This window comes from Brevundimonas sp., from assembly GCF_046295775.1.
Lineage (GTDB): Bacteria > Pseudomonadota > Alphaproteobacteria > Caulobacterales > Caulobacteraceae > Brevundimonas.
The window spans coordinates 61,634-76,907 of the sequence record NZ_JBKBML010000012.1 but is presented as its reverse complement, the minus strand read 5'-3'; the positions used below and the strand labels follow the sequence as shown (position 1 = coordinate 76,907).

Sequence of the window (15,274 nt, the reverse complement as noted above, 5' to 3'; positions counted from 1 at the left end):
AGTCTTCTCAGGCGATCGCGCTCAGGTCCACGCTCATCCGCTCGGCGGTCAGTTCGCGGGTGCGGCGCCAGGCCGGGCGGGCCAGGGCGCGGTCCATATAGGCGCGCACGGCGCGATGTTCGTCCATCAGCTCCATGTCGCGCGCCTCGCGCAGCACGCCGGCCAGGGCGATGTCGGCGACGGTGAAGGCCTTGGCGGCGATCCACTCGCGCCCCTCCAGCCACCGCTCCAGCCCGCCGAACCAGCGACGGGCGAGCCCGAGCCAGAAGTCGCGGGCGGCGCGGTCCCCGCCGGTCAGGCCCGCGTCGAACATGGCCACGCCGCCGATCGCGGGCGAGACCGTGGCCATGGCGGCGACGCACCACTGGCGGACGTGCTCGCGCCCGTCGGGATCGGCGGGGGTCAGACCGCCCGAGGTCTCGGCCAGATGGATCAGGATGGCCGCCGTCTCGATCACAACCAGCCCGTCATGCTCGATCACCGGAATCTGGCCGAAGGGGCTGATCGCCGCGAAGGCGGAGGTGTCGCACTCGCCGCCGCTGTAGTCCCAGCCCCGCACCCGATACGGCAGGCCCATCTCCTCCAGCGCCCACTGGATGCGCATGTCCTTGGTCTCCCCGATCCCGCCGGAAACATGGAGGCGAAGGCGTGGAGGGTGATCATGGCTTCACCTCAGATGCGGCGTGACCCGCTTTCCTAGCAGCCCCGCGAGCTCGGGCTGCATCAAGCCGGGCGACGCGCTTGCTGGGCAACCGATTGCAGAAAAGCCCAGGCTAACTCGGCTCGATCCACCCGCTCCATGACGAAGACCAGGTGGGGTCATTGTGACGACCCGGGATCAACCGGCATACCGGCTTGATCAAGCGCAGCCAGCGTCATCTTCACGAAGGCTATCGGCAAACATAGGCCGAGGAAGACACGGTTTGTCAGGTGAAGCCGTAAGGCGTGAGCTCTTCCACACGCCGACGTATTACCGGCAGCAGCTCATCCACACCTGTAACCAATGCCTGAATATCAAACTCTTCCCCGCGGAAAATATAAATTCCCTCAGCAGGCACAAAGTGTCTGATTACATCTCTCGGATTGACGCCACTAATCGTGTGGCGAGGGCCGACAGTACGATCAACGTAGATTTTGTTTCGCGACTCGTTCGCCCACGCATCAAGACGCTCGTCGAAATGCTCTAGATGATGACGAAGGGACGCGTTCTGGAGCGGATGTCCGTCCAAAATGTTCAGACACGCCCTCAAGGCAGCTCCTCGCTGTTCGGCGGATCTGCGTGGGGGCCAGAGCATCAGGCGCATACGCGCGGCGTCACTTAGCAGTTCATCCAGTGAGCGGAGTATCCCGTCGACCCGCTCTCCAGACGCCAGACCTTCCGATGACAGAAAGCCATTCAGTTTAACTACCGATGCAATGACACTCTCCGCTTGGCGCAAAAGCTCGGTCAGATAGATATGACGAACGAAATCGTCCACCGAAGCCTCACAACGGAATATTATCGTGCTTCTTCCACGGGTTCTCCTGAACCTTCCCCTTCAGCGTCCGTAGCGCCCGGATCAGGCGACGCCGCGTGCCGTGCGGCATGATGACGTCGTCGATATAGCCCAGGCCGGCCGCGACGAAGGGGTTGGCGAAGCGGGCCTTGTATTCGGCCTCGCGGGCGGCCAGCGCGTCAGGGTCGCCGGCCTCTTTGCGGAAGATGATTTCGACCGCGCCCTTGGCCCCCATGACGGCGATCTCGGCCGAGGGCCAGGCGTAGTTGACGTCGCCGCGCAGGTGTTTGGAGCTCATGACGTCATAGGCGCCGCCATAGGCCTTGCGCGTGATGACGGTCAGCTTGGGCACGGTCGCCTCGGCATAGGCGAACAGCAGCTTGGCGCCGTGTTTGATCAGGGCGCCGTACTCCTGCTTAGTGCCCGGCATGAAGCCCGGCACATCGACGAAGGTCACCAGCGGGATGTCGAAGGCGTCGCAGAAGCGCACGAAGCGCGCGGCCTTGCGGCTGGAGTCGATGTCCAGCACCCCGGCCAGGACCTGAGGCTGGTTGGCCACGATGCCCACCGGCTGGCCGTCCAGCCGGCCGAACCCGCAGACGATGTTCTTGGCGAAGTCGGCGCCAATCTCGAAGAAGTCGGCCTCGTCGACCGTCTTGAGGATCAGCTCCTTCATGTCATAGGGCTGGTTGGGGTTGGCCGGGACCAGGGTGTCCAGGCTGGCCTCGTCGCGCTCGGGCTCGTCATAGCTGTCGCGGACCGGCGGCTTCTCGCGGTTCGACAGCGGCAGGAAGCCGATCAGGCGGCGGACCTCGGACAAGGCCTCCAGGTCGTTCTCGAACGCGCCGTCGGCCACGCCCGACTTGCCGGCGTGCACGCGCGCGCCGCCCAGGTCCTCGTGGCTGACGACCTCGTTGGTGACCGTCTTCACCACGTCGGGGCCGGTCACGTACATGTAGCTCGTGTCCTTCACCATGAAGATGAAGTCGGTGATGGCCGGCGAATAGACGTCGCCGCCCGCGCACGGCCCCATGATGACGCTGATCTGGGGAATGACCCCCGACGCCAAGGTGTTCTGCAGGAAGATGTCGGCGTAGCCGGCCAGGCTCTCGACGCCCTCCTGGATGCGCGCGCCGCCGGCGTCGAACAGGCCGATGATCGGCGCGCCGTTGGTCAGGGCCATCTTCTGGATCTTGACGATCTTGGCCGCGTGCGCGCCCGACAGAGAACCGCCGAAGACAGTGAAATCCTTGGAGAAGACATAGACCAGCCGCCCGCCGATCGTGCCGCGTCCGGTCACCACGCCGTCGCCTGGGATGCGCTGATCCTGCATGCCGAAGTCGTGGGAGCGGTGCTCCACGAACATGTCGGTCTCTTCGAAGCTGCCCTCGTCCAGCAGCACCTCGATGCGCTCGCGCGCGGTCAGCTTGCCCTTGGCGTGCTGGGACGCGATGCGCTTTTCGCCGCCGCCCTGACGGGCCTGCTCGCGACGCTTTTCAAGCTCTTCGAGGATGTGCTGCATGGGATACCTCCGACCCCGGTCAATGCGGGGCCGAAGGCGGGGCGTCAACCGCCCCCTGCCCGGTCGGACAGCGTCAGTTGATCAGCCGCACCTTGTTGATCGAGGCCGCGATCTCCTGGAAGGCGTCGGCCAGGGCGGCGGAGTCCGACGCGTTGAAATAGTGGCTGGCGCTGGAGGCGCAGCGTTCCAGCATCTGGCGCGCTGTTGAGGAATCGACCGCCAGGGCGACGGTGTAGACCTCGATCTTGTGCTCCTTGGCGTAGGCGCAGATCGAATCCACGTCGCTGTTGGTCGAGTTCAGCTGGTTCGCCTGGTTGGTGGCGTTGCCGTTGAACGTCAGATGCTTGCCGTCGCCGGGGTTGAACCGAAGCGTATTGGCCCCGTCGGTCATCAGCACCAGGATCTTGCGTGGATCCCGATTGGCGACGTGATAGGCGCCGCCCTCGGTGAAGGGCTGGGTCGGCGACAGCAGGTTCACGCCCCAGATCAGACCCGAGGGAATGTGCGTCTCGGGCTGATAGCCGCCTCGGTTGATGATCAGGTTCTGCACCGCGCTGAGCACGCTGGCCTTCTGATTGGTCAGGGGCAGGATGGGATTCAGGCAGGTCTGGCTGGTCTGGAGCATGCCCTCGTAGGGCGTGTTCGGCTGGCTGTCGTTCAGACGCAGCTGACCCTGTTTGCGCGACACCACACAGCCGTAGAAGCGATACCAGGTCGTCGTCGGGTTGCCGCCGCCGGTGCAGTGTTCGTAAGGGGGCACGTCCTGAACCGAACAGGTCTGCGGCGTGGTCCAGCAGGTGTAGTTTTCCGGCACGCCGTCGCGATAGCGCGTGCAAGTCCCCTGAACACCGCCCGTGCAAACGTTTTTGGTGGTCCGCGTCTCGCAGACCCGCGGCGACGGGGTGCTGGTGGTGGAATAGTCCGCCCCCACCGAAACCCAGGGCTGATTGCGATTGCCCACGCCGACGTTCACGTAATCCGCATAGGGCACGATGCCGATCTTCACCCGCGCGCCGTCACGCTGCATCAGCTCATTGACCAGTGTGGTCGAGGCCGACTTCAGGGCGTTGATCCGCGTGACCCCGCGCCCGTCGCTGACGCTCATCGACCAGGTGTTGTCGAGCACCAGGGCCAGTTCGACCTCCTCGGCCGCGCCCCGGATGGCGGTGGCGGTGACGTTCACCGGCATTTCGGACACGCCGATCATGCCCATGAACATGGTCTTGACCTTGCCGCGCATCGTCACCTCGACTTCGATGTCGTCGATGAAGCGGGTCTCGGGCGCCGGCTCGCCGTCCAGATAGCGGACGTCGATGTTGCCCTTCATGTAGTCGTCCGCGACGCGCGCCAGTCCCGCCTGGGTGCGCTCCCGCGAAGCGGCGGCGGCCAGGGCGGCGGCGTCGACCGCCTGCTGACTGGTGTTGCGCGCCACGTCGGCGCGATACATGTCCACGCCCATGCCCGTCAGCATCAGCAGGGCCGGCAGACCCAGGGCGAAGATCATGGCGACGTTGCCGCGCGCGTCTCCGCGCAGCCGTTTGGCCAGTCTGGAAAGCGCCCCCCGGCGCCGTTGATCGGTCTTCATGCCAAGTGTCCTTTGGCGGCCGCCCAGGGAGACGGCGCCGGAAATGGCGATGCCAAGATACTGAACCCCTAGGCGCGCGAGCTTAGCCGCACCGCGTTAACCGACGGTATGCAAAGGCGCGGCATTATCCTTCAGGGCTCTTCAAGGAGACGGGGCGATGGCTCTGGAAGCTATGCAGGTGGCGCGCGCGGTCGAAAACGCCGAGCGGACCAGCGAACGACGCGGTTTCATGCGCCGCAGGCTGAAGGATCGCCGCAACGGCGGCCGCATCAACAAGGAGGCGCCGCGCCGCTCGCTGATGAAGGTCATCGGCGCCTTCCTGACGATGGGGACCAGCGCGGTCTTCGCCCTCGCCTTCGTCGGCACGCAGCTGCTGATGGACCAGCCGCCGGTCGGGGCCCTGATCTTCCTCGGCACGCTGGCCGTCCTGTCGGCCTTCACCCTGATGCTGGGCAGCCTCGAACAGCGGCTGATCGAAATCCGCTTGGAGCTGATGATGCACAATGGCGGCATGCGCCAGGTGGACCGTCGTCAACCCGAAGAGCGTCGTGACGGCGACCGCCGCTCGGGTGCGCGCACGGGCACGGCCGCCGACCGTCGGCAGCCCGCCGAGCCCGTCGCCTGAGCCGGACATAAAGGCTTAACCGCGTTCGTGAACGGGACCGCAAGCGGGCAGCGGTAGAACAGGCTTCCAGGCGGGAAGAACTCTCGCCGCAACGGAGCCGGCGCATGCTGTTTCTTCTCAACGACGTGGTGTTCGACCTGGACGCGGCCTGCCCAGTCACGCCTGCCGACGCGCGCCGTTTCGAGACGCTGGGCCTGGACTATGTGCTGGAGCTTGGCTGCGAGCTGTTCGCCGAAGATCCCCTGATTCACCGCAACGACCCCCAGCGCGCGCGCCGCCTGGCCTGGCTGATCGCCGACCGCAGTCCGCACGTGAACGCCGCCCTGTTCGCGGCGCCGCAGGCCGGCTGTGCGCCCGAACTGGTCGAGCCGCGCTTCTGCGCCCTGCCCGCCATGGTCATGGACCAGCTTCATCGCCGGGCCTCGACCGGCAAGCTCAACGCCGTCGCCGCCGACAAGGTGGTCTGGAACCGGCTGGCGGCCTAAAACGTCAAGATCGAGCTTGTATCGCCCCACCAAGCCCCGCTAACTCATCCTAGGGTTTGGGGCGGGGCGAGATGCTGCTTTCACGTACATTTCTGGTAGTTGCTTTCACTTGGCTCTGCCTGGCGGCGACGCCGGCCCAGGCTCAATGGCTGAAGGCCGAGAGCGAACGCTTCATCGTCTACAGTGACGGAGGCGAACGTCCGCTTACGGAATTCGTGCAGAAGCTGGAGGTCTTTGATCGCCTGCTGAGGGCGCGGATGGGCCTGTCTGTCGAAGAAGCCCCCTATCGCAAGCTGCCCATCTATCTCGTGCGCAGCCGGAGCGCATTGAAACGCATCCACCCGACCGTCGGCGATGGCGTCGCGGGCTTCTATACGGCCAGCAATGAAGACATCTTCGCCGTCGCTCTGGTGGAGCGGAACCACGATCTCGGCGAACAGACCCTGCTTCACGAGTATGCGCATCATTTCATGATGCAGAACTTTCCCTTCCCGTATCCCGCGTGGTTCGTGGAGGGCTTCGCCGAATACTACATGACCACCAAGATCGACGGGAGCCGCATCGAGCTGGGGAATTACAACGCCAACCGCGCCAGCTGGATCGTGAATGGTTCCTGGATGTCCCTGTCAGACCTGCTGTCGTCCAGCCCTAACAACAGGGCGGTTCGGAACGCACAGATGTTCTATCCGCAGGCCTGGCTTCTGGCTCACTGGTTCATGGCCGACGCAGATCGACAGCCGATGCTGGACGCCTATCTGCGAGACGTTGGAGCCGGCGGCGATTCCGTCGAGGCCATGGAGCGAGCGACCGGCATGTCGCTGGCTCAGCTTCAGCGAACCCTGAGAACCTATCGCAGCCTGCCTAGATTGGGTTTCAGCCATAGCTTCCCTCCCGCCGAGGTCGCGGTGACACGCCTGCCGCGCTCCGCCGGCGACCTCCTATTGCTGAACCAGCGCCTCAAGATCGGCGTGCCGGAAGACATGCGGCCGGCGGTGGCCGCAGAGGCCAGACGGGTGGCCGCACGACACGGCGACGACCCGATGGCGCTGCTGGTGCTCGGTCATGGTGAACTGCACTTCGGCGACAAGGGGGCGGGTCGCGTCGCTCTGCAGCGCCTGTTGGCGATCGATCCCAATCATGTCGAGGCGCTGCAGTTTCTAGCCGGCGATCATCTCGCCACTGCGCGGGAAATGGAGGATCAGGAGGCGGCCGATGTCGAGATTGCGTCCGCTCGGCGGCTGCTGGCGCGCGCGTATGCGATCGATGACCTGAACTACAACACTATGCTCTTGCTGACAGACCTGCGCCTCGGCGGGGACGGATGGCCGAACGAGAACGATCTGACGACGATGGAGGTCGCCTACGCGCTCGCCCCTCAGTTGGCGGAGACGCGGCTGAACCTGGCGTCAGCCTTGATCCGCGCCGGCCGCAATGAGCACGCGGTGACACTGCTCGGCTCGCTGGCCAACGCGCCCCATGGCGGCGCAGCGGCCGAGGTCGCTCGCAGCATGATCAATCGCGCTCGCGGCGTGACCGACCAGGAAGCAGAGGCCGCAGAAGAGGCCTCCGCCGCCGAACGACGTCAGGAAGAAGACACCGAGGTCGAAGCACCGGCCATTCCATAGCCCGCCGGCTCCCGGTCTTCTGGTGACTTATCGGGCGCGACGCGGTAACGGCGCGCCATGTCCAAACGCACGCTCGCCGAAGAGGCTCTGCGCCGCAGAACCTTCGCCATCATCGCCCACCCTGACGCCGGCAAGACCACGCTGACCGAGCACATCCTGCTGGCCGGCGGGGCCATTCGCGCGGCCGGTGCGGTGCGGGCGCGCGGCGAGAACCGGCGGGCACGCTCGGACTGGATGAAGATCGAGAAGGAGCGCGGCATCTCCGTCACCGCCTCGGTCATGACGTTCGAACACACCACCGCCGACGGCGCGGCCAAGATGTTCAACCTGCTGGACACGCCGGGGCACGAGGACTTCTCGGAAGACACCTATCGCACCCTGACCGCCGCCGACTGCGCCATCATGGTGCTGGACGCCGCCAAGGGCATCGAGCCGCAGACGCTGAAGCTGTTCGAGGTCTGCCGCCTGCGCGACATTCCGATCATCACCTTCATCAACAAGCTGGACCGCGAGGCCCAGGACCCGATGGCCCTGCTGGACGAGATCGCCAGCCGCCTGCAACTGGATCCGTCGCCCATCTGGTGGCCGGCCGAGAGCGGCAACCGCCTGCGCGGCATGGTCGAGATCGGCACCGGCCGGTTCCAGCCCTACGCCCGCAAGGCCGCCGGGGCCGACGAGGACCCCGACCATCCCCCCGCCCTGCCCCTGGCCGACGCCGCGCAATATTTCGAAGGCTCTGAACAGGCCGATCTGACCGACGCGCTTGAGCTGGTCGAGGGCGGCTACAAGCCGTTCGATCGCCAAGCCTTCCTGGAAGGCCACATGACGCCGGTTCTGTGGGGCTCGGCCCTGCGCCACTTCGGCATCGAGGAGCTACTGGCCGCGATCGGCGAATGGGCGCCGCCGCCCAAGGTCATGCCGGCGCGCAAGGAAGCTCCGCCCGAGACCCGCAACGCGCCCGAGCCCCAGGTGCTGACCATCGAGCCGGGCCAGCCTGAAGTCACCGGCTTCGTCTTCAAGGTCCAGGCCAACATGGACCCCAACCACCGCGACCGCATCGCCATGTTCCGCATGGCGTCCGGCAGCTTCAAGCGCGGCATGAAGCTGAAGGTCCAGAACACCGGCAAGCAGCTGTCGGTGAACGCGCCCATCATGTTCTTCGCTTCGGACCGTGAGCTCGCCGAGGAGGCTTACGCCGGCGACGTCATCGGCATTCCCAACCACGGCGTGCTGCGCGTCGGCGACAGCCTGTCGGAAAGCGGCCTGATCCGCTTCGCCGGCTTGCCCAACTTTGCGCCGGAAATCCTGCAGCGCGTTCGGGTCAAGGATCCGCTGAAGGCCAAGCACCTGAAGAAGGCGCTGGAAGGCTTGGCCGAGGAAGGCGTGACCCAGCTGTTCCGCCCGGAAATGGGCTCGGACTTCATCGTCGGCGCCGTTGGCCAGCTGCAGTTCGAGGTCATGGCCGACCGCCTGGGCGAGGAATATGGGCTGGACGTCGTCTTCGAACCCAGCCCCTGGGCCGAGGCCCGCTGGGTCGCCGGCGACAAGGCCGATCTGGACGACTTCGCCGGCAAGTACCGTCCCCAGATGGCCGTCGACATCGATCAGAACCCTGTCTTCCTGGCCAAATCGAGCTGGGAGACCGGCTACGTCGGCGAGCGCTTCCCCAAGATCGCCTTCACCAAGACCCGCGAACGGGGCTGATCCTCTCTTCGTCGGGGAGACCCAGTGTCGCCAGGCTCGACAATCGGCCCTCTCGCAAGCAACCTGCGCGCGAAGGAGTGAATCCATGACCCGAGTTCGCCGCCTGGCCCTTCTGCTCGTCCTCCTCCTGACAAGTGGTCTGGCGGCGCCGGCCTGGGCGGACTGGCGCAAGGCCGAGACGGACCACTTCATCGTCTACAGCAATGGCGGCGAGCGTCAGCTGCGCGAGTATGCGGTCGCGTTGGAGCGGTTTCATGCCCTGCTGGAAGCGCGGCTTGGCGGCTCGGCAAGCATCGAGGCCCGCAAGCTGCCGGTCTATCTGGTGACGGACGGTCGGCAGCTGCGCGTCGCCCGCCCGTCCCTGCCGGAGGGAATCGACGGCTACTACTGGACCAGCGAAGTCGATACTCTGGCGGTGCTGGTTCGCGGACGTGGCAACGACCTGCTGCAGCATGAGTACAGCCACCACTTCATGGCGAAGGCGGGCGCAGGCCGTTATCCGGGGTGGCTGAACGAGGGGTTCGCCGAATATTTCGCCACAGCGACCGTGTCGGACAGAGGCGCGGCGACTTTCGGCATGCCCCAGCCCGGCCGCGTGGCGACGTTGCAGCAGGGACGCTGGATGCCGATGGACGCATTGCTGCGGGCACGTGGCTCCTTTGACGTTCAAGATCGAGAAACGCGCCGGCTTTATTACGCCCAGTCCTGGCTGTTGACCCACTGGCTGGCCGCCGACAGCTCGCGCCTTCAGCGACTCACGGCCTATCTAAACGGTGTCAACGCGGGCCAGGACGCGGTCGAGACCTGGCAGACCACCTTCGGCCAAAGCCCGGATCAGCTTGCCGACGCTCTGCGGAGCTATCTGCGCGGGCGCATCTACTATGCGCAGCTCGAGATGCCGCCGCTTTCTCCGACGGTGACCGTCAGTCGTCTGTCTCCAGCGGCGGACGACGTGCTGCTGCCCTGGTTGAGACTGCGCACGCCGTCGACCGGCGAGTCATCCGAAGGCCTGCTGCCCATTATTTTGCGCGAGGCCGCAGATCGCCATGCCGACGACCCGCTGGCGCTGACGGCCCTCGGCCAGGCGGAGCTTGCTTGGGGCGACGAAGGCCGGGCGCTTGCAGCCGCCAGCCGCGCCATCGAGCTAGAGCCCCAGAATGTGGAAGCCCTGCTTCTCGTCGGCCGCATCTACGATCAGCGCGCCGACGATGCGCCGGACGAAGCCCAGGCGCTTACTCTGCGTCGACAGTCGCAGGGCTATCTGGTTCGCGCCATGGAAGCCGACCCGACGGATTATCGGGTATACGCCGCTCTTGCGCGGCAACGTCGCACGGCCCCCAGCTACCCGACCGCCAATGATCTGGAGCTTTGGACCACCGCCGTAAGTTACGCGCCTCAGGTGATGTCCATCCGGGGGGATGCAGCGCTTGCGATGCTTGAGGCCGACAGGCTGGACGAGGCCCTGTTTCTGCTGACGCCGATCGTCAACGACCCGCATGGCTCTTCGAGTGCAGCGCGAGCGCGCGAACTCATCGCGAGGCTCCAGGAACGCAAACAGACAACGGCTGCGCAAGATTGAGTTCCTTTGCCCGGCCTTCCTTCGGCCCTTAGGGCGTGATGTGATGGCTTCGACGCCGGGGGGCGTCGCGGAGAAGATTTGATGTCGCTCACCCTGCTGGTCCTCGCTCTGGGCGTGCTGGAGCCTCAGGCTTCGCCGGCGCGGCCGGCCGTGACGATCGAGCGCCCGTCCTGGAGCGAGGCCGTGCGCTGCGCGGGCCTGACGCAGGCCGCGTCCGAACTGGATGGCGACACCGACGGCGCGCGCGACGCGGGTGATGCCAAGCGGCTTTACGACGCGGGCCTGTACTGGTCTCTGACGGCGATGCAGGCGTCTCAGGCCGGGGGCAGAACCGCAGAGGCGGCGGAAGCCGCCCAGACCCGGTCGCGGTTGGAAGCCCTGGATCAATTGCGCGACGAATCGTCCGAGGCGAGGCGCGAACTGTCGCGCTGTCTGACCCGCACCCCGGCGCTGGGCTGAATCGCTTATGGCCAAGCCGAACCGGGAGAGCGGCGCCGCGTTTGCTTGATTGAGCCGGACGGGCGCACGGTGCGTCACCCCGGGACGACGAGAGGGCCGCCACGCTGATGTTCGAGTTCGGTCGTGATCTGCGAAAGCTGTTCACCCAGGCGCGCGAGAGCGACGATCTGGCGTGGCTGGAGCTGATCAGCGTCGATCTGCTCGAGGCGGAGGCGCGTCAGCAATCCACCGACGCCGGCCGCGTTTCGTGCGCCCATCCTCTGAATGCAGAGCTGCGGGCGGCGCGCATGTGGCGGGAGCACGCCCGCCGATCCGGTCACATCCGAAGCCTGGATCAGGCGGTGAAGTCCACGGCCTGGGCGGAAAAGAATGCACGAACGCCCGATGATGCGGCGCGCGCCCTGATAGAGGCGGCGAAAACCGAACTGTTGCGCTTCGACCTCTGCGGCGGCGTCGGCGCACTGGCCGAAGCGGTGGGCGCGCTCAGCCGCATCGAGAAGCCGCGCAAGATCGACACGGCTCAGGCATTGGCCGCCGTTCGCGCTCAGGCGGCGGCGCGCCAAGCCCGTCTGGAAGGGTCGTCCGAGATGAGGCGTGCCGCCCTTTCGGCGCTCGACGCAGCCGTCGCCGCCCTGGGCGCCAGACGCGGTCTGGAAGAAGAGGCGCTGAGGCTGGATCGAGCCGCCCTGGCGCTGGAGGTCGGCATAGAGGCCCGCGACCCTGCTTTGCTGGACACGGCAGGTCGTGATCTGCGCGAGCTCGTCGAGGCGGCGTCTCCGGACTATCGGCCCCTGACGCGGGCTCGGGCCTTGGCCTTATGCGCGGCGGGCATGACGGCCCTCGCCCGACTGGCGGATGATCCGCGCGCAGCCGATCAGGCCGAGGCGCTGTTCGAATCCGCCGCCGTTCAGTTCACCGCCGATCACAGTCCTCTGGACTGGTCAGCCATTCAGGTGGTCAAGGCCGAGGCGGGAACGGCCTCCTTGATGGACCTGGCGCGAGCTGAAGCGCTCACGGCCGACCGGGGACTGGTCGTGGGTGCTCTGGCGGCCCTGGCCAAGCGTCGCGAAGAGGCCCGCCTGGCCGAGGCTGGCGGCGATCTGGCGGGACTGGACGCGTTGGAAGCCGGTCTGGTCAAGCGTCTTCGCGCGGGGCCGCACGCCCTGGACTGGGCCGGAACCCAGATCGCCCTGGCCGAAATCGCCCTGGCGCGCCGGCGCCTGACGGGAGCCGAACCGCACGCGCTGGGCCTGATCCTGACCGAGGCGGCCGCCTGTGCGCGAGAAGAGGCGGCGCCTTTGCTGGCCTGGCGCGCCGAACGGCTGATGACCGAGCCGGCGAAGGTCTAGGCTCAGCCGCCCATGGCCACGAAGCCGCCGTTCAGCCAGCCGGGTTTGCCATAACGCAGGGGCTGGCCGTCCTCGACCATCACGCGGCCTCCGGCCGCCTCCAGCACCGCCTGGCCTGCCGCCGTGTCCCATTCCGATGTGGGGCCGAGGCGCGGATAGACATCGAACCGGCCTTCCGCCAGCAGACAGAACTTCAGCGAGGAATCCATGCCCTGCCAGCGGCGGCAGCCGTGGCGGGCCGCCAGCCGGGTCGCCTCGTCGTCGGTCAGGCTGTGGCTTAACAGGGCGACGCCCTCGTCGGGGCGGGCTCGCACGCGGATAGACCGCCAGGCCTCGCCATAGGCCCGTCGAAACGCCCCGCCGCCCGGCGCCGCCGATCGCCAGGTGATGCGCGTCGCGGGCGCGCTGACGACCCCTGCGACGGGCGCGCCGTCAACGATCAGGGCGATGTTCACGGTGAAGCTCTCGCGGCCCTGCACGAACCCCTTGGTGCCGTCCAGCGGATCGATCAGCCAGAACAGCGGACCCGCCTGCGGGGGGCCGTTGGCCTCGCAGTCCTCTTCGGCGACGGCGGGCACCGCCGGCCACAGTTCACGCAGGCGCGCCAGGATCAGCGCCTCGGCCTCGCGGTCGGCCTGGGTGACGGGGCTGTCGTCGGCTTTCGTCTCGGCCGCCACGCCGCTGCGCCAATAGGGCAGGATGACCTCGGCCGCGGCTTCCGCGATCTCCGCGAGGGTTTCGGCGAGTTCGCCCGAGGCGAGATCCTGTGACAGCGAACGGCTCATGAAGGCTGGATAGCCCATTCGCCCGGTTCCCCGAAACGGCAAATCAGGGCACGGTCCGGCGCATGCTCGACACGCCTGAAATCTCGCCCGCCGCCCCTCGTTCCGCCCTGCCCGACGGCGTCGATCTGGCGGCGCTGGTCGCCGGCAAGCTGTGCCATGACTTCATCAGCCCGGCGGGCGCGATCGCCTCGGGGCTGGACCTGCTGGACGACCCTTCGGCGGCCGACATGCGCGACGACGCGCTGGCCCTGATTGCGCAATCCTCGCGCAAGATGGTGGCCTTGGTGCATTTTGCGCGGGTTGCTTTCGGGGCCTCGACGACCAGCGAGAGCTTCCGCACCGACGAGCTGCGCGACCTTGTCGCGGGGCTGAACGATGGCGGCCGCGCGGAACTGCGCTGGCGCATCGACGATCAGGATGTGGACAAGTCCACGGCGCGCACGCTGATCAACCTGGCTTGGCTGACGCTGGGGGCCCTGCCGACAGGAGGCGCGGCGACCGTGACGCTGAAGCGCGCCGACGGCCTACTGATCCTGGGCGGTCTGGCGGAGGGCGCGCGCGCACGGCTGAAGGGCGAGGCCCTGGCTGGTCTGAAGGGCGAACCGCTGAGCGAAGGCCTGCAGGGCCAGTGGATTCACCCCTACTGGTTGTGGCGCACGGTCCATGACGCGGGGGGTCGCCTGGGCGCCACGGTCGAGGACGGACTGGTCTCGATCGGGGCCGATCTGCCGGACAACCCTTGATTCCAACCGCTCGTTAACGCCTAGGGTGGAATCCTAGAGGGGAGCGCCGCCAGGGCGCGCACCGGTGACTCGCGTGAACGTCAGAACCTGTCTCATCGTCGACGACAGCCGGATCATCCGAAAGGTGTCCCGGCGGATCGTCGAGGGTCTCGGCTTCGAGGTCGACGAGGCCGCGGACGGCGCCGAGGCGCTGGCCTATTGCGCCGCCATGATGCCCGAGCTGGTTCTGCTGGACTGGAACATGCCCGTCATGGACGGCATCACCTTCCTGCGTCGCCTCCGCGCCCAGCCGGGCGGCGACCAGCCCAAGGTGCTGTTCTGCACGATCGAGACGGCGGTCGACCGCATTCAGGAAGCCCTTGAGGCCGGCGCCGACGACTATGTGATGAAGCCGTTCGACGGCGAGATACTGACCTCCAAGCTGGCCGAAGCGGGGGTCGCATGACGCCTGAGGATTTCGATCGGCTTCAGACCCTGACGGCGGCCCGCGCCGGGCTGAAGCTAACCCGCGACCGAATGCACTTGGCGGAACACAGGCTGGGCCCGATCGCTCGCCGCGAGGGTTTCGCCAGCGTCGAGGCGCTGCTCGCCGCCCTGTGGGAGCGTCATGCCGACGCCCTGGCCTGGTCCGTGGTCGAGGCGCTGCTGAACGCGGAAACCTGGTTCCGCCGCGACCGCCAGCCCTATGACACCCTGCATCGCGAAATGCTGCCGGCCCTGGGCCAGGCGCGTGGTCGGCCGGTGCGCATCTGGTCGGCTGGATGCTCGACCGGACAGGAGGCCTATTCTCTCGCCCTGGCCGCCGCCGACGCCGGGGTCAGCGCCGAGATCACCGCCGTCGATCTGTCGCAGCGGGCGATCGAAAAGGCCCGCAGCGGCCTTTACACTGCCTTCGAAATTCAACGCGGTCTGTCGGCGGCGACTATGCTGCGCGGTTTCCGGCCCGAGGACGATCAGTGGCGCGCGCGGGCCGAACTGCGCGCCTCCATCGCCTTCGACCGGGTCAATCTGCTGGACGAGCCCGGCGACACGACGCGCTACGACGTGATCTTCTGCCGTTACGTGCTCAGCGACATGGAGCCCGCGCGCCGAGCCCAGGTGCTGGAGGCGATCGAGGCGCGGCTGATGGACGACGGCTGCCTGTTCCTGGGTCTGGGGGAGCGGCCGGACGGCGAGACGGTGGCCTTCCGCCCCGTGGTCGGTCGCGAGGGGCTGTATGTAAAGGCGCCCACGCGGTTCAGCCGCGCGGCCTGATCGTCCATCATGACGGCTTGCATCCCGGTGCGATGACGGGCTGACTGCGCTCTGTTTCGGGGG

The 15,274-nt window shown here is 67.0% G+C and carries 15 protein-coding genes; 10 read left to right on the top strand and 5 right to left on the bottom strand.

Annotated elements, in window-relative coordinates:
• Positions 1-7 precede the first annotated feature (7 nt).
• The 4 genes from ACK4I0_RS09135 to ACK4I0_RS09120 all read right to left on the bottom strand — a co-directional run bounded on the left by ACK4I0_RS09135 (position 8) and on the right by ACK4I0_RS09120 (position 4,603).
• On the bottom strand, positions 8-622 hold the full coding sequence (locus ACK4I0_RS09135; protein ID WP_409610170.1) for a glutathione S-transferase family protein: 615 nt from the start codon (positions 620-622) through the stop codon (positions 8-10).
• A gap of 304 nt (positions 623-926) precedes the next feature.
• Positions 927-1,478 carry a hypothetical protein gene (locus ACK4I0_RS09130; protein WP_409610162.1) on the bottom strand — a complete coding sequence of 184 codons (552 nt, stop codon included), beginning with the start codon at positions 1,476-1,478 and terminating at the stop codon, positions 927-929.
• A gap of 7 nt (positions 1,479-1,485) precedes the next feature.
• The gene (locus ACK4I0_RS09125) at positions 1,486-3,018 is read right to left on the bottom strand and encodes an acyl-CoA carboxylase subunit beta (protein WP_409610160.1); all 1,533 of its coding nucleotides are present in this window, start codon (positions 3,016-3,018) and stop codon (positions 1,486-1,488) included.
• A 73-nt stretch (positions 3,019-3,091) separates the two neighbouring features.
• A complete protein-coding gene (locus ACK4I0_RS09120) occupies positions 3,092-4,603 on the bottom strand; it encodes a VWA domain-containing protein (RefSeq protein ID WP_409610158.1) in 1,512 nt (503 codons plus the stop codon).
• Positions 4,604-4,760: 157 nt separating this feature from the next.
• On the opposite strand from ACK4I0_RS09120, the gene ACK4I0_RS09115 reads away from it, so the two are divergent.
• The 7 genes from ACK4I0_RS09115 to ACK4I0_RS09085 all read left to right on the top strand — a co-directional run bounded on the left by ACK4I0_RS09115 (position 4,761) and on the right by ACK4I0_RS09085 (position 12,429).
• Positions 4,761-5,228 carry a hypothetical protein gene (locus tag ACK4I0_RS09115; protein ID WP_409610156.1) on the top strand — a complete coding sequence of 156 codons (468 nt, stop codon included), beginning with the start codon at positions 4,761-4,763 and terminating at the stop codon, positions 5,226-5,228.
• A gap of 104 nt (positions 5,229-5,332) precedes the next feature.
• A complete protein-coding gene (locus ACK4I0_RS09110) occupies positions 5,333-5,713 on the top strand; it encodes a hypothetical protein (RefSeq protein WP_409610154.1) in 381 nt (126 codons plus the stop codon).
• A 71-nt stretch (positions 5,714-5,784) separates the two neighbouring features.
• Positions 5,785-7,338, top strand: a complete 1,554-nt coding sequence (locus tag ACK4I0_RS09105) for a hypothetical protein (protein ID WP_409610152.1) — start codon at positions 5,785-5,787, stop codon at positions 7,336-7,338.
• A gap of 57 nt (positions 7,339-7,395) precedes the next feature.
• Positions 7,396-9,042 (top strand): peptide chain release factor 3, encoded by a 1,647-nt coding sequence (locus tag ACK4I0_RS09100; RefSeq protein ID WP_409610150.1) that lies wholly within the window; start codon positions 7,396-7,398, stop codon positions 9,040-9,042.
• Positions 9,043-9,127: 85 nt separating this feature from the next.
• Positions 9,128-10,621, top strand: coding sequence for a DUF1570 domain-containing protein (locus ACK4I0_RS09095; protein ID WP_409610148.1), 1,494 nt, complete (start codon positions 9,128-9,130; stop codon positions 10,619-10,621).
• A gap of 81 nt (positions 10,622-10,702) precedes the next feature.
• On the top strand, positions 10,703-11,080 hold the full coding sequence (locus tag ACK4I0_RS09090) for a hypothetical protein (protein WP_409610146.1): 378 nt from the start codon (positions 10,703-10,705) through the stop codon (positions 11,078-11,080).
• 107 nt (positions 11,081-11,187) lie between these two features.
• Complete coding sequence (locus ACK4I0_RS09085; protein WP_409610144.1) at positions 11,188-12,429, top strand: hypothetical protein; 1,242 nt, start codon at positions 11,188-11,190, stop codon at positions 12,427-12,429.
• Between the two features lie 2 nt (positions 12,430-12,431).
• Here the strand turns inward: ACK4I0_RS09085 and cysQ are convergent, their stop codons facing one another.
• A complete protein-coding gene (gene cysQ, locus ACK4I0_RS09080; RefSeq protein ID WP_409610142.1) occupies positions 12,432-13,232 on the bottom strand; it encodes a 3'(2'),5'-bisphosphate nucleotidase CysQ in 801 nt (266 codons plus the stop codon).
• 44 nt (positions 13,233-13,276) lie between these two features.
• On the opposite strand from cysQ, the gene chpT reads away from it, so the two are divergent.
• From chpT to ACK4I0_RS09065, 3 genes are all read left to right on the top strand, one after another.
• Positions 13,277-13,957 (top strand): histidine phosphotransferase ChpT, encoded by a 681-nt coding sequence (gene chpT / locus ACK4I0_RS09075; protein ID WP_409610140.1) that lies wholly within the window; start codon positions 13,277-13,279, stop codon positions 13,955-13,957.
• 73 nt (positions 13,958-14,030) lie between these two features.
• Positions 14,031-14,402, top strand: a complete 372-nt coding sequence (locus tag ACK4I0_RS09070) for a PleD family two-component system response regulator (protein WP_409610138.1) — start codon at positions 14,031-14,033, stop codon at positions 14,400-14,402.
• Positions 14,399-15,211, top strand: coding sequence for a CheR family methyltransferase (locus ACK4I0_RS09065; RefSeq protein ID WP_409610136.1), 813 nt, complete (start codon positions 14,399-14,401; stop codon positions 15,209-15,211). The genes ACK4I0_RS09070 and ACK4I0_RS09065 overlap by 4 nt, the downstream gene beginning before the upstream one ends.
• Positions 15,212-15,274 lie beyond the last annotated feature (63 nt).

Coding starts and splice junctions, on each gene's coding strand:
- cysQ (WP_409610142.1), bottom strand. CDS start 13,232: ATGGGCTATCCAGCCTTCATGAGCCGTTCGCTGTCACAGGATCTCGCC.
- ACK4I0_RS09090 (WP_409610146.1), top strand. CDS start 10,703: ATGTCGCTCACCCTGCTGGTCCTCGCTCTGGGCGTGCTGGAGCCTCAG.
- ACK4I0_RS09095 (WP_409610148.1), top strand. CDS start 9,128: ATGACCCGAGTTCGCCGCCTGGCCCTTCTGCTCGTCCTCCTCCTGACA.
- ACK4I0_RS09100 (WP_409610150.1), top strand. CDS start 7,396: ATGTCCAAACGCACGCTCGCCGAAGAGGCTCTGCGCCGCAGAACCTTC.
- ACK4I0_RS09125 (WP_409610160.1), bottom strand. CDS start 3,018: ATGCAGCACATCCTCGAAGAGCTTGAAAAGCGTCGCGAGCAGGCCCGT.
- chpT (WP_409610140.1), top strand. CDS start 13,277: ATGCTCGACACGCCTGAAATCTCGCCCGCCGCCCCTCGTTCCGCCCTG.
- ACK4I0_RS09085 (WP_409610144.1), top strand. CDS start 11,188: ATGTTCGAGTTCGGTCGTGATCTGCGAAAGCTGTTCACCCAGGCGCGC.
- ACK4I0_RS09105 (WP_409610152.1), top strand. CDS start 5,785: ATGCTGCTTTCACGTACATTTCTGGTAGTTGCTTTCACTTGGCTCTGC.
- ACK4I0_RS09110 (WP_409610154.1), top strand. CDS start 5,333: ATGCTGTTTCTTCTCAACGACGTGGTGTTCGACCTGGACGCGGCCTGC.
- ACK4I0_RS09065 (WP_409610136.1), top strand. CDS start 14,399: ATGACGCCTGAGGATTTCGATCGGCTTCAGACCCTGACGGCGGCCCGC.
- ACK4I0_RS09120 (WP_409610158.1), bottom strand. CDS start 4,603: ATGAAGACCGATCAACGGCGCCGGGGGGCGCTTTCCAGACTGGCCAAA.
- ACK4I0_RS09115 (WP_409610156.1), top strand. CDS start 4,761: ATGGCTCTGGAAGCTATGCAGGTGGCGCGCGCGGTCGAAAACGCCGAG.